Raw genomic sequence first — 13,897 nt, forward strand, 5'->3', positions numbered from 1 at the left:
TCCGGCTGGATCAAACGCGGGAGCCGGGCGTGACCGCCCGGCAGTTCGCAGCCCGGCACGGGCTGTCTTGATCGAGATTCTACTGTATGTTTATACAGCACGCCGGGTATGCGCCGTTCGGTTTCCGATGGGCAATATTTGCCGTCGCCCTGCTTAACCCATCTTGTAACGTTCGAGCCAATGCGCGTAAGGCGCGGGCAGCGTCCACGCGGCGCGCTCGACCCTCAACTCCTGGGCGGCAAAGTACGGCCAGTGCGGGTTCGCGAGGTGCGCGCGGCCGACCATCACCAGGTCGAGTTGCTCCGAGGCCACGCAACGTTCCGCAAGCTCGGGCGTGCCGATACCCCACGCCGACGACACCGGCAACCCCGCCGCGCGACGCACCTTCTGCGCGATCGGCGCGAGGAAAGCCGGCGCCCAGGGAATCCGCGCGGCCGGGGTGGAAAAGCCCACGCTCACGCCCAGCATGTCGAGCCCTTCGCGCTTGAAGTTCTTGGCCAGTTCGATCGACTCGGCGAGCGTCTGCTCGTCGCGGCCGTCGTATTCGATCACGCCGAAACGCGCGGTCAGCGGCAGGTGCTCCGGCCAGACCTTGCGCACCGCAGCCAGCGTTTCCAGAAGGAAACGGCTGCGGTTTTCGAGGCTGCCGCCATAAGCGTCGTTGCGCTGGTTCGAATGTTCCGAAAAGAAACTCTGGCCGAGGTAGCCGTGCGCGAAGTGCAGTTCGAGCCACTCGAAGCCGGCGTCGAGCGCGCGCTTCGCCGCCGCAACGAAGTCTTCGCGCACGCGCGCGATGTCGTCGAGCGTCATTGCGCGCGGGACCTTCGGCAGATGCGCGCCGAACTCGATCGGGGACGGCGCAATCGTCTGCCAACCGCGCGCATCGATTTCGGCGATATGGTCGTCGCCTTCCCACGGACGGTTCGCGCTCGCCTTGCGGCCCGCGTGTGCGAGCTGGATGCCCGGCACCGCGCCCGCCGCCTTGATTGCGGCGACCGTCGGCGCAAAGGCCTTGGCCTGCTCGTCGTTCCAGATGCCCGTACAGCCCGGCGTGATGCGGCCTTCCGGCGAAACCGCCGTGGCCTCGACAATCACGAGGCCTGCGCCGCCGCGCGCGATTTGTGCGTAGTGGACGTGATGCCAATCGTTGATCACGCCGTCGACGGCCATGTACTGGCACATCGGCGGAACGGCGATGCGGTTGCGCAGCGTTGTGCTCTTGAGCTTGAACGGTTCGAACAATGCAGACATCTAGTGCTCTCCTGTATTAACCCGAGCCGCCACTCTAGTGGCCCGCTCCGGTCACGTAACGGTTACTGATTGACGCAAGCACCCAATGCGCGCAACGCGTGCGTTGGGTTTGAAAAATCGGGATTTCCTCGCGTTGCCGAAAGGAAACAGAGATCGGAAGCAGACGGCGGCGGTCGCGAACTCCCCGCCCTCCTCGATTGAGCGCCGGCCCCGCAACGGGCAAACCGGCGCACTCACCGGATACAACTCGCGTGCGATACATCCGGTGAAGAAACTCGAAGCTGGACTGGCCGCGCCTGCAATCCTTTACAGGCAACCAGCCCGTATTTACTTGCTGCGCAGCGCCGCAAGCAGCGCGTGAGCAACCGGTTCCGACGAAGCCGGGTTCTGCCCGGTGATGAGCAATCCGTCAGTTTCGACATGCGGCGCCCAGTCAGCGGCTTTCGTGTACTTGCCACCGCTTTCCTTGAGCATGTCCTCGACAAGGAACGGCACCACGTCGGTCAGTTGCACCGCAGCCTCTTCGCTATTCGAAAAGCCGGTGACCGCCTTGCCCGCCACCAGAGGCTGGCCGTCCGCGCCCTTCACATGGCGTAGCACGCCCGGCGCATGGCACACGGCCGCGACCGGCTTGCCCGCCGCAATCGTTTTCTCGATCAGTGCGATCGAGACCGGATCTTCCGCGAGGTCCCACAACGGGCCGTGGCCGCCGGGGTAGAACACCGCGTCGAACGTGCTCGCATCGACATCGGCGAGGCGTTTCGTATTGGAAAGCTCGGCACGCGCCGTGGCGTCGGCGTCGAAGCGGCGCGTCGCGTCGGTCTGAGCCGTGGGGTCGCTGCTCTTCGGATCGAGCGGCGGCTGGCCGCCCTTGGGCGAAGCCAGCATGATCTGCGCCCCCGCGTCTCGCAACGCGTAATACGGCGCGGCAAATTCTTCGAGCCAGAAGCCGGTCTTCTTGCCCGTGTTGCCGAGGTCTTCGTGCGAAGTCAAAACGATCAGTACCTTCATCGGGTTCCTCTATTTGGTGATGTCCGTGTGCTTGCGCACTTCGCAAAACCGGTCCGCACAATGCGCCAGATACGAACTATTAGACCAGTCGTCTATTCATAGGCCGCGCCAAGCCGCCCGTTTATACGGCGCCCCGCTCAAGCGCGCCGCTTCACTGCAATCGTGTTACCGGGAAACGCCGGCTCGACTTCAATCAGTCGCCGACCGGCAGATTCAACAATTGCCGCGTAGTCGTCATCGCAGCGTCGAGCGGGCTGCGGTCGCGACGGATCTTCTCCATCAATGTCGCGCCCAGCCATAGCTGATACAGGGCCGCCGCCGTTACGGCAGCATCGCTCACGCCCGAGAGCGACCCATCCGCGCGGCCTTCTTCGATGCATGCCGCGATGCGCGCGATGATCTCGTCCGTGCCGCGGCGCAGCACCGCGCGCATCGGCTCCGAAAGATCGCTGACCTCTGCGCCCAGCTTCACCGCGAGGCACTTGCCGTCCGGACCGTCCGCGCATTGCATCACGCGCCACGCGTCAAAATAGCCGATGAGCCGCGTGGCCGGCGTACCCGCCTCGCTCGAGAGCTGCACCGCGAGGCGTTCCGCGTACTCGGCGAAATACGACGTCAGCAACGCTTCGCCGAATGCTTCTTTCGAGCCGAAATAGTGATAGAACGACCCCTTGGGGACGCCTGCGGCCGCGAGGATCTCATTGAGACCCACGGCCGAAAAACCCTTGCCCAGCAAGATGGGCATGGCGGTATCGAGGATGTGTTGCCGCGTTTCGACGGCTGGCGCTGCGTTCATGGGTTGTCATGTTACCGGCGGAATAGACCAGTCGTCTAGTAAACACGCATGCGGCGTAGTGTCTTCCACGATCGGAAACCCCTTCGCTCCGCGGCGTTTCCGAAACGAAACTCCAGGCCCAGAAATGAAAAACGCCGCCGGGCGCGAGCCCAAGCGGCGTTGTCTTGTCGTTATGCCGGAGTCAAGCTCCGGCATAACGAAACAAGCATTTAACGCGACATCATATTCATGCCGACGTTGTGCATGACCCACAGCGTACCGCCAACGATGATCAACACCGTCAGCACGGTATAGGTGAACGCGGTCACGTTCCAGCGCTGGCTCGACGACGAGTTCATGTGCAGGAAGAACACGAGGTGCACGAGGATCTGCACGACCGCCAGCACGGCGAGGCCGAGCAGCGCGGTTTCGCGCGAGAAGCCGCCATGCAGCACGAGCCAGAACGAAGCGGCCGTGAGCACCACCGCCAGGACGAAACCTGCCAGATAGCCGCCGAGGCTGCCGTGGCTTTCATCTTCGTGGATGGAATGAGCACTCATTTAGATCACGCTCGCAAGATAAACAAAGGAGAACACGCAGATCCAGACGATGTCCAGAAAGTGCCAGAAAAGGCTCAGGCACGACAGGCGGCGAATTTCGCGCTCGCCGATTTCCGGCGCCTTCAGGGTCTGCACCATCAGCACGATCATCCACAGCATGCCGAACGTCACGTGGATACCGTGGGTGGCCACCAGCGTGAAGAACGACGAGAGGAACGCGCTGCGTTGCGGGCCCGCACCTTCTTCGATCAGGTGCGCGAATTCATGCAGTTCGAAGTACAGGAAGGTCGCGCCCAGCAGGAACGTGATGGCCAGCCAGAACATCACCTGGCCGGTGCGCTTCTTGTACGCGCCGATCATCGCGAAGCCGTACGTGATGGACGACAGCAGCAGCACTGCCGTTTCCAGCGCGACGCCCGGAATGTCGAACAGGTCCTTGCCGGTCGGGCCGCCTGCGAACTGGTTCTGCATCACGGCGAACACTGCGAACAGCGAGCCGAACAGAATACAGTCCGTCATCAGGTACAGCCAGAAGCCGAACACCGAATGTGACGGCGGGTGATCGTGGTGATCGTGCGCCGCGAGCGCGGCCGCACTTGCTTTCGTCGACATCAGTTGGCCTCCAGTGCTGCTTCGTCAACCTTGCCACGGCGCTGCTTGTCTTCGAACGCCTTGACCAGTGCGCGATTACGCGCTTCTTCATCGGCCCGGACCTTGGAGGCCGGGATGTAGTAACCCTCGTTCTTCTGGAAGCTGTAGCCGATTGCCGTCGCGAGAATGCCGACGAAACCAGCGATCATGAGCCACCAGATGTGCCAGATGCCAGCAAAGCCGACCACCAGGCTGAAGAAGCCGATAAAGACGCCTGCGCTCGTGTTCGAGGGCATGTGGATATCGGTGTACTTCGTGTTCGCGACGTCCGGCGTTTCGCGGCCCATTTCCTTCATGTGCGCGAATTCGTCGAGCTCGCTCACGTGCGGGATGACCGGGAAGTTATACGACGGCGGCGGCGACGAGATCGACCATTCCAGCGTACGGCCACCCCACGGATCGCCCGTCAGGTCGCGGTTTTCCGGCAGGTTGCGGTCGCGGATCGAAACGTACAGTTGTGCGAACTGGTGCACGATGCCGATCAGCACGAGCACGGCGCCGAACCAGGCGATCAGCATCCACGGATGCCATGCCGGGTTGTCGTAGTGGTTCAGACGACGCGTTGCACCCATGAAGCCGAGCACGTACAGCGGCGTGAACGCGACATAGAAGCCCGTGAGCCAGAACCAGAACGCGCGCTTGCCGAGCTTTTCGTTGAGCTTGAAGCCGAACACCTTCGGGAACCAGAAGTTCATGCCGGCGAGATAGCCGAACAGCACGCCGCCGATGATCACGTTGTGGAAGTGAGCAATCAGGAACAGCGAGTTGTGCAGCACGAAGTCCGCGCCCGGGATCGCCATCATCACGCCGGTCATGCCGCCGATGGTGAAGGTGACCATGAAGCCGAGCGTCCACAGCACGGCCGAGTTGAACTCGAGGCGGCCGCGGTAGATCGTGAACAGCCAGTTGAAGATCTTCACGCCCGTCGGGATCGAGATGATCATCGTGGCGATGCCGAAGAACGCGTTGACGTCGGCGCCCGAGCCCATCGTGAAGAAGTGGTGCAGCCACACGAGGAACGCCAGCACCATGATCGCGCAGGTCGCGTAGACCATCGCCTTGTAGCCGAACAGCGGCTTCTTCGCGAAGGTCGAAACGACTTCCGAGAAAATGCCGAACGCCGGCAGGATCAGGATGTACACCTCTGGGTGACCCCAAGCCCAGATCAGGTTCAGGTACAGCATGGCGTTGCCGCCGGCATCGTTCGTGAAGAAGTGCATGCCCATGTAGCGGTCGAGGCCGAGCAGCGCGAGCGCGATGGTCAGGACCGGGAACGAAGCCATGATCAGCACGTTCGTGCACAGCGCCGTCCACGTGAACACCGGCAGCTTCATCATCGTCATGCCGGGGGCACGCATCTTGATGATGGTGACGAAGAAGTTCACGCCGGTCAGCAGCGTGCCGACACCGGAGATCTGCAGCGCCCACAGATAGTAGTCGACGCCGACCCCTGGACTGTATGCGAGCTCCGAAAGCGGCGGGTACGCGAGCCAGCCGGTCTGCGCGAATTCACCGACGACCAGCGAGATCATCAGCAGGGCCGCGCCAACAGCGGTCATCCAGAACGACAGCGAGTTCAGGAACGGGAACGCCACGTCGCGCGCACCGATCTGCAGCGGCACGATGATGTTCATCAGGCCGACCATGAAGGCCATGGCCATGAAGAAAATCATGATCACGCCGTGCGCCGTGAAGATCTGGTCGTAGTGATGCGGCGGAAGATAGCCCGGCGCGTTGTACGCAATCGCGAGCTGGGTACGCATCATGATGGCGTCGGCGAAGCCACGCACGAGCATGATGAGAGCGACGATGATGTACATCACGCCCAGACGCTTGTGGTCGACGCTCGTCAGCCACTCCGTCCACAGATATTTCCACTTACCGAAGTAAGTGATGCCACCGAGCACGAGTGCGCCGATGACCGCCATGCCGAACATCGTGCCGAGAATGATCGGCTCGTGATACGGAACGGCATCCAGTGTAAGTTTTCCGAACATGCCTGGTTTACCCCTTGGTCACGCACGACGGGTCACTGAAATTCGTGACATGGCCGTTGTTGTACTTCGCAATGATGTTGTTGAAGAGCTTCGGGTCGACCGTCGAGAAGTACTCAACCGGAGCCTTCTCGCTCGGCTTGGCGACCGTCGCGTACTGGTCCATCGAAAGCGACGTTTGCGACGCCTTCACCTTCTGGACCCATGCGTCGAAGTCTTGCTGGTTCGTTGCGATCGTGCGGAACTTCATGTCCGAGAAGCCCTTGCCGCTGAAGTTCGCCGACAGGCCCGCGTAATCGCCCGCTTCGTCCGCGATCAGGTGCAGGCGCGTCTGCATGCCGGCCATCGCGTAGACCTGGGTGCCCAGTTGCGGGATGAAGAACGAGTTCATCACCGAGTCGGACGTGATGCTGAAGTTCACCGGCGTGCCAACGGGCACAGCCAGCTGGTTCACCGTGGCAATGCCGAGGTCCGGATAAATGAACAGCCACTTCCAGTCCAGCGCGACCACTTCGACGTTGATCGGCTTGACGTTCGATTCGAGCGGCTTGTACGGATCGAGCTCATGCGTGGTTTTCCACGTGAGCACGCCGAGGAACAGAATGATCAGCGTCGGCACGGTCCAGACGACGACTTCGATAGCCGTCGAGTGCGACCACTTCGGCGCATAAGTGGCGTTGCGGTTCGACGCGCGATAACGGTACGCGAACCACAGCGTCAGAATGATCACGGGGATCACCACGATCAGCATGGCCCAGGTGGAGGTCGCGATCAGCGACTTTTCCGCCATCCCCACGCTGCCTTTGGGGTCGAGGACTTCCAAGTTGCATCCGGAAAGACACATGGCCAATCCGGCACTCACGGGAAGCAGTAACCTTTGCAAGGTCGTTCTTTTCATCACGTTTGCCTGAAATTCATTCATTGAATAGTTCCGGACACACCCCTTTGACATGAGACAAGGGAAGCGCGCCCGAATCATACAGCCGCTCTGATCGAAGACAATCAATGAATGCAGAAATGATCTTTGTCAAAACCGAAATCGAGACACTATGTCGCATGTGTTCGCGAGGTTTGTCGCGCCTCGGGAACACACGCACGTCGCGCCCTACTTCGGTCTTGACACCGATCCGCAGCGGCTCTTTTCGAATCTCAAAATTCGAAACCTTCTGGACGCACTCGCGCGCCGCGCCGCCTCATGGCGGGGCGGCACGCAGGTGCGCCGTCATTCCTTACTTGCTGATCACGACCTTTACGTCGGCGAGTGCTGCGCGGCACGAACGTCCGTGCCCGCACGCACGGCTTCCGCAGGCGCGCCATCGTCGGCGGGCTGCTTCGAGCGGCCAGCCTGGTTCACGAGGTTCGCTGCCGAAAGCTCGATCGCATCGGTCATGGGCTTCGGATAGAGGCCCACTGCCAGCACCAGCGCTGCGAGCGAAGCGAAGATCAGCGTTTCGCGGCGGCCGAGGTCGGCCAGCTTCGCCACGCGCTTGTTCGCCACAGCGCCGAAGATCACGCGCTTGTACATCCAGAGGGTGTACGCAGCGCTCAGAATGACGGTCGTCGCGGCAATCGCGCCGACCCAGAAGTTCACGCGGATCGCGCCCATGATGACCATGAACTCGCCTACGAAGCCCGAGGTGCCCGGCAGGCCCAGGTTGGCCATGCAGAACAGCATCATGAAAGCGGCGTAACGCGGCATCACGTTGGCGACGCCGCCATAGGCCGAGATCGTGCGCGTCTTCGTGCGGTCGAACAGCACGCCGACCGAGAGCAGCAACGCGCCCGAGACGAAGCCGTACGAGATCATCTGCACGATCGCGCCTTCGGTGCCGATCTGGTTGAAAAGGAACAGGCCCAGTGTGACGAGACCCATGTGCGCGACCGTTGAGTACGCAAGCATCTTGGTCATGTCGGTCTGCGCGAGCGCGAGCAGGCTCGAGTACACCACTGCCACGAGCGAGAGCGTGATGATCGCCGGCGCGAAGAAATGCGCGGCGTCGGGCGTGATCGGCAGCGTGAAGCGCAGGAAGCCGTAGCCGCCGAGCTTGAGCATCGCCATCAGCACGGTTGCGCCGGTGGGCGCTTCGAGGTGGACGTCGGGCAGCCACGTGTGGAACGGCCACATCGGCACCTTGACCGCGAAGGCCGCGAAGAAACCGATAAAGATGAGAATCTGCGGAACGAAGCCGAGCGTGAGGTTATGCCACGCGGACATGTCGAAGGTGTGCGACTGGCTGTAGAGATACAGCATCGACAGCAGCATCAGCAGCGAGCCCGCGAGCGAGAAGAAGAAGAACTTGACCGCGGCGTAGGTGCGGCGAGCGTGGCCCCAGGTGCCGATCAGCAGGTACAGCGGAATCAGCGTTGCTTCGAAGAACACGAAGAACAGCATGCCGTCGGTGGCCGCGAAGGTGCCGACCATCAAGCCCGAGAGAATCAGGAACGCGCCGAAGTATTGTCCGACGCGCTCCGTGATCGACGCCCACGAGGCGATCACGATCACGAGCGTAGTGAACGCGGTCAGCACGACGAGCCACATCGAAATGCCATCAATCCCGAGACGCCAGGCCACGCCGAACTCGGGCAGCCAGTTGCGGAATTCGACGAACTGCATGCCGGCAGCGTGGTTGTCAAAACCTGTGATCAGCGGCAAGGTCAGCAGCAGGCCAACGATGGCGCCGATCAGAGACAACCAGCGCGCGTGCTGCGGTTGACGATCCGATCCGACGCGCAGGACGGCCACGCCGAACAGGATGGGAATCCAGATCGCCAGACTCAGGAATGGAACGGATTGCATTTCAACGGGACCCTAAAAATGCGGAGCGAATAGCTTCCTCGGCGCACGGTCTTGTGCGCAAGCAATTTGAAAGTTTGACGTGGGGTGAAAATCGGACCGGACGCGCTGTAACGTATTTGTCAGCTACAAGGCGAGATGCAACACACGTTCAAGGGTTAACGAGGGTAATCGGAATACGGAAGTTTTGCAGCGCAACAACTCGGACCGGATCAATGCTTGATACAAGTCATTGTTTTTATTCAGATTCATACTAAGACGAAATACAACACATTGCGTCAGACGCATGTTTTTTGATCTGGAAAGCGCCCCTTGAGACTTCCTTGATCAACCCAGGAGCGACACGTCGTCGCTCCGCGCGGCCCGAATAATACCTTACTTGTTTCTTTCGGTTCAATGACTTATGCATCGAATCCAGAAGGCGGGGGCCGTGCCAGCCCCGCCCCGCGCGCGTTTGCGCGATGCAAAAAAGCCTCATGCCGGTCCCGGGCGACGCATTCGGTTCGCCAAATAGCCTCAATCTAGCCAGGGTTAATTTAGCAAATGAGAATCATTTGCGTTTGAGAAAGATTTGCAGCATCATGTCGCCAGAGTCCGTGCTGAAGCACGCATTCCAGCCGACAGGAGGCTTCATGAACCCGACCACTCTATCCGCGAGAAACGACACGCTGATCGACGAAACCTTCGCCCAGCACCCGGACAGCGCCGAACAGACCGTGCTGCGCGCAGTGCGCACCTGGCTGCGTCCGCACTGCGACGCACATGGCAAAGCCGAAAACTGGCGCGGCGTGCTCGTCGAGGCCGGGCTCGCCACCCACGGCATCGACCAGTTCGAGCGCTTGATGGCTACCTTGTGCCGCGCCTCGTGCCGCCCGCTCGACACGCGCTGCCGCTGCGCATCCGAACTTGCGAAGGACGAAGGCTCGCTGCTGCAGGTCATTGCGCTGCTGCAATCGACGCGCAGCGAGGCCGCCGTGCAACTGCTCAACGACTGGCTGCCGACGCCGAGCGTGAGCGGCATGCTCAAGTCCGCGCGATGGTTCGCCATCGCGCTGCTCGATGCGGGCCTGCGGCTGAGCCATCGCGCGCGCCGCGTGACGTACATGCATTGAATGCTTCTGAGCCGCGTGGGAATTGCGCGGTTTTTCGTTCGCTGCGAATTAATCAGGATCGACAATTACATTGTTGCGTTGCTTCGTGCTGTGGGCGCTTCGGGTGCTATTGGTGCTGCTGGTACGCCCGAGGCTCGGGCCGAAACGCTCGCGTGTATGACGCCGCGCGGCATGCACCATACGCGGATAAAACTCGCCCGGAACTGCAAACAGCACGAGCGAGCAAAGTGCGAGCACGCCGCAGAACAGAAACGTGCCGCGATACCCGAACGCCTGCACGAGCAGGCCCGAAAGCACGCCGGACAGAATCGAACCCAGCCGCGACGCATTGAAGAACAACGCGGTGGCGCGGCCGGGAGACTCGGGCATCAGATCCTGCACGTAGGTCATGCCGAGGCACGAAGTAACGGCCACCACGAATGCGTTGAGGATCTGCATGGGAATCAGCGCGTACACGCCCGGCGCTGCCGACATCGACACGAAATACACCGCGTGCACGACCGCGCAGGCCGCGAGCCAGCGCAACTTGTTTAGCCGCGACGCTTTCGCGCCGAGCGCGAGCATCATCGGAATTTCCATGAACGCGCCGAGCCCGAGCATGATCGAAACGTCGAGGCGCGTGCCCTGAAGGCCGTGCACGATATAGAGCGGCAGCACGATCATCGTCGCGTTGGCGGCGAGGCCGATGAGCGTGAGCGCGACCACCGCACGCATGATGTCGCTCTGCGAGACGTCAGGGGCGCTCACATGCACGCGATGAGTCACAGCGGGCTGCACTTCCGCCTGGGTGAGCGGCTGACCTTCGTAAGGCGCCAAGGCGTCTTGCGCCAACTCCCCGGCAACCTCCTCGGCCGTGGGCCGCGTCACCAGATGCTGGGTCGCGTGCTCGTCCTGGCGCGTCTCGCGCATGCGCCAGACGATCGTGCCGCATACCGCAAAGCTCGCCGCCGCGAACAGGAATAGTCCATAGAAGCTGGTGGCCGCGAGCACCAGTGCGCCAACCGCCGGCCCAAACACCCACGCCGCCGAAAGAATCGTGCGCAAAGTGGCGCTTGCGAAAGTGCGCTCGGCGTCGTCGGCGGCCGGCAGCGCTGCACGGCTGAACGAAAACACGAGCGAGAGCGCGCAACCGCCCGCGCCGATGAACACCACGCCCACCGCGAGCAGCAAGCGGTAATCGCGCACGACGCACAAGCACAAATAGCCGAGCGTTGCCGCGCACAGCGAAGCGAGCAACAGCGGCCGATGCTTGCCCGAGGCGTCGCTCCATCGCCCGGCCGCCGTGCTGGCGATGACGCCGCTCGCCGCTATCGCGGTCATGAACACACCGAGCCGCAACGGCGTCATGCCGGCGCGTTCGACGCCAAACAAGGACAGATACGGTGCGGTGAACGACATCGCCACGCCCAGCATGAGCGTGGCGCCGGCAAGCGGCAGAAAACCTGGAATACGCAGAAGACCGGCAAAGCGCGAGTTCTTGAGCACGGCGCGACGCAGAATGGGAGAGAAGCCGCGACACAGGAGGCGTCGCGATCATGTCGTAATCAAGCGGTGTCGAGGGCGATTATCGGGCGCAAGCCGAGCCTCGCGCAAGGCGCTTGCCAGGCGTATCAGCATCTGGGTGCGCTATCCACAGATTTGGTGGAAAGGCCTGTGTGTAACTCCTGGACGAGTGAGGCAAGTGTCTGATGTGTATCGGATTGTGCGTGCCGTTTCCGAATGCAGCAAATTTGCCGCCGAAACGAAAACTGGCGCTGCGCTTGTCCACAGATTTTGTTCACAGCCTTGTGGGCAACCTTGGGACATCGATGCCAAGTCCATGATTTTAAAAAGCAAGCCTGCGAGAGCCACGGCGGATGCACAAATTTTGCACGAAAAAGTTGTCCACAGTTTTTGTTGGCAACTCTGTTGATAACCGCCTGGGGATCTCGCCAACTCATTGATCGGACGACAAGTTCATCGATTCAGTCACGGAAGCGGCAAGTGCGTTTCCAATGAGCAACCCGCCGCTTCCCGCCGCACACGACCGCGAATGCCGTCACGCCAGATCGAGCGCCGCAGTGAGATCGCCCGGCGGCGTCTGCCCGCGCGCGGCGCATGCGCGCTCGCGCGACGCCACGCCGTCGAGCGGCGGGAGGCCGTGCACGCGGCTGATGAAGCGCAGGATCGAGTTGGTGTCGTAGAACGTGTGATCCACAAAACCCTTCTTCGCGAACGGCGCGATCACGAGCGCCGGAACGCGCGAGCCCGGCCCCCAGCGGTCGCCCTGTGGCGGCGCGACCGGATCCCACCAGCCGCCGTTCTCGTCGTGCGTCATCACGATCACGGTATTCGCCCAGTGCGCGCTGCGCTGCAGATGCTCGATCACGGTGGCGATGTGGCGGTCGCCCGACGCCACGTCGGCGTAGCCCGCGTGCATGTTCAGGTTGCCCTGCGGCTTGTAGAAAGTGACGGCGGGCAGCCGTCCCGCGTCGATGTCGGCAATCAGGCGGTTGGTGGCCGGATCGTCGCCGAGGCCCGCATCGCGCAGGTGCCGTGCGCGCGCGGCTGTGCCTGGCGCGTAGTTGGCGAAGTAGTTGAACGGCTGGTGGTGATACTGGAAGTCGGGCACGGCGCCCGTGTCGCGGTGGTCCAGCGCATATTGCCAGGCGCCGCTGTACCAGGCCCAGTCGACGCCCTTCGCGGAGAGCCGGTCGCCGATGGTCGCGTAGGTTTGCGGCGGCATCACGCGCGGGTTGGCGGGATCGGCCCACGCGGGATTGCCATCCTCGGCGGGCCGCACGCTGCTCGGCTGATACGGCGGCGCCATGGTGTTGACCGCATAACCGTCGGGCGTGAACAGGCCATCGTTCACGAATTTCGGCGGGCCGCCCAGCGCCGAAGGCGGACAATCGGGCGCGAGCTTCAGGCGCGTGCCGAGCGGGTTGTCGCCCTCGAGCACGGAGACGAGGTGCTTCGCCGGGCTCGACTGAATGTTGGGGTAGTACGGCGCCTGCGCGGAGATCAGATAGATGTGGTTGAGCCACGAGCCGCCGAACGCCGCCATGAAGAAGTTATCGCACAGCGTGTATTGCTGCGCGAGTTTCCAGAGCCGCAGCGTCGCGGCGGAGTTCTCGTAATAGCCCATCACGAGGCCGCCCGAATCGCCCCACGCGGCGAACTGGTCGTTGCGGCCGGCGTTGATCTGCATCTGGTTCTGGTAGAAGCGATGGATGAGATCGCGCGTTTTGATTCCGTTCGGCAACGGATTGCCATGAGCGTCGCCGATGCGAAATGGACGGTTTGCGAGGCCGGTAATGGCCTCCTGGCCGATCATGTAACGCTTGCCGTCGAGCTCCTGCGCCTGCGGAACCAGTCCGCCCCAGATCTTCGGCAACTGCGCGAGCGGCGTCTTGCCGTCGCGATCGAGTTGCATATAGCGCTGCGCAGGTACGCTGGAAAGCGGCGTCTGCACGCCCGGGAAATCGCCGTAGAGATTGACGAAGCTGCGGTTCTCCGCATAGATCACGACGATGTGGCGCACCTGGTCGCGCAGCGCCGCGTCGAGACGCGCATCGCCGGCACTGCGCGGCGCCTCGCCCGCGCTTTGCGCGGGCGACTGGCAGCCGCCTAGCGCGAGGCCCACGCCAACCGCTGCGATCCCGCCCAGCACGCGGCGGCGGGCGGGATCGTCTGGACCATGATGGTCCGCGCCGTTGTGGCCGGGGCCGCTCATGCCCAGCGGTTCGTCGCTGACTTGCGGATCCGGT

Annotated in this window: 11 protein-coding genes; 1 reads left to right on the forward strand and 10 read right to left on the reverse strand. The window is 62.4% G+C overall.

Annotated features, from left to right (window positions below; genetic code table 11):
* Window positions 1-153: 153 nt before the first annotated feature.
* From NH14_RS06565 to NH14_RS06600, 8 genes are all read right to left on the reverse strand, one after another.
* The gene (locus NH14_RS06565; RefSeq protein ID WP_035533876.1) at window positions 154-1,251 is read right to left on the reverse strand and encodes an NADH:flavin oxidoreductase/NADH oxidase; all 1,098 of its coding nucleotides are present in this window, start codon (window positions 1,249-1,251) and stop codon (window positions 154-156) included.
* Window positions 1,252-1,578: 327 nt separating this feature from the next.
* On the reverse strand, window positions 1,579-2,262 hold the full coding sequence (locus NH14_RS06570) for a type 1 glutamine amidotransferase domain-containing protein (RefSeq protein WP_035533877.1): 684 nt from the start codon (window positions 2,260-2,262) through the stop codon (window positions 1,579-1,581).
* Between the two features lie 193 nt (window positions 2,263-2,455).
* Window positions 2,456-3,058 carry a TetR/AcrR family transcriptional regulator gene (locus tag NH14_RS06575; RefSeq protein ID WP_035533879.1) on the reverse strand — a complete coding sequence of 201 codons (603 nt, stop codon included), beginning with the start codon at window positions 3,056-3,058 and terminating at the stop codon, window positions 2,456-2,458.
* Window positions 3,059-3,267: 209 nt separating this feature from the next.
* Window positions 3,268-3,597 (reverse strand): cytochrome o ubiquinol oxidase subunit IV, encoded by a 330-nt coding sequence (gene cyoD / locus NH14_RS06580; protein WP_035533881.1) that lies wholly within the window; start codon window positions 3,595-3,597, stop codon window positions 3,268-3,270.
* On the reverse strand, window positions 3,598-4,209 hold the full coding sequence (cyoC, locus tag NH14_RS06585) for a cytochrome o ubiquinol oxidase subunit III (RefSeq protein ID WP_035533883.1): 612 nt from the start codon (window positions 4,207-4,209) through the stop codon (window positions 3,598-3,600).
* Window positions 4,209-6,245, reverse strand: a complete 2,037-nt coding sequence (gene cyoB / locus NH14_RS06590) for a cytochrome o ubiquinol oxidase subunit I (protein ID WP_035533885.1) — start codon at window positions 6,243-6,245, stop codon at window positions 4,209-4,211. Before cyoB ends, cyoC begins: the two co-directional genes overlap by 1 nt.
* A gap of 7 nt (window positions 6,246-6,252) precedes the next feature.
* Window positions 6,253-7,140, reverse strand: a complete 888-nt coding sequence (gene cyoA / locus NH14_RS06595; RefSeq protein ID WP_035533912.1) for a ubiquinol oxidase subunit II — start codon at window positions 7,138-7,140, stop codon at window positions 6,253-6,255.
* Window positions 7,141-7,491: 351 nt separating this feature from the next.
* Window positions 7,492-9,039: an NADH-quinone oxidoreductase subunit M gene (locus NH14_RS06600; protein WP_035533887.1), complete on the reverse strand. Its 1,548-nt coding sequence runs from the start codon at window positions 9,037-9,039 to the stop codon at window positions 7,492-7,494.
* 629 nt (window positions 9,040-9,668) lie between these two features.
* Between NH14_RS06600 and NH14_RS06605 the strand changes: the two genes are divergently transcribed.
* Window positions 9,669-10,148: a hypothetical protein gene (locus NH14_RS06605; RefSeq protein WP_035533914.1), complete on the forward strand. Its 480-nt coding sequence runs from the start codon at window positions 9,669-9,671 to the stop codon at window positions 10,146-10,148.
* 48 nt (window positions 10,149-10,196) lie between these two features.
* On the opposite strand, the gene NH14_RS06610 is transcribed toward NH14_RS06605, so the two are convergent.
* Together NH14_RS06610 and NH14_RS06615 are read right to left on the reverse strand one after the other, a co-directional pair.
* Window positions 10,197-11,633: a sugar efflux transporter gene (locus tag NH14_RS06610; protein ID WP_084225955.1), complete on the reverse strand. Its 1,437-nt coding sequence runs from the start codon at window positions 11,631-11,633 to the stop codon at window positions 10,197-10,199.
* 553 nt (window positions 11,634-12,186) lie between these two features.
* Complete coding sequence (locus tag NH14_RS06615; protein ID WP_035533917.1) at window positions 12,187-13,863, reverse strand: acid phosphatase; 1,677 nt, start codon at window positions 13,861-13,863, stop codon at window positions 12,187-12,189.
* Between the last annotated feature and the right edge of the window lie 34 nt (window positions 13,864-13,897).

Origin of the sequence: Paraburkholderia sacchari (genome assembly GCF_000785435.2) — a bacterium.
In the GTDB taxonomy this organism is placed as follows: Bacteria; Pseudomonadota; Gammaproteobacteria; order Burkholderiales; family Burkholderiaceae; genus Paraburkholderia; species Paraburkholderia sacchari.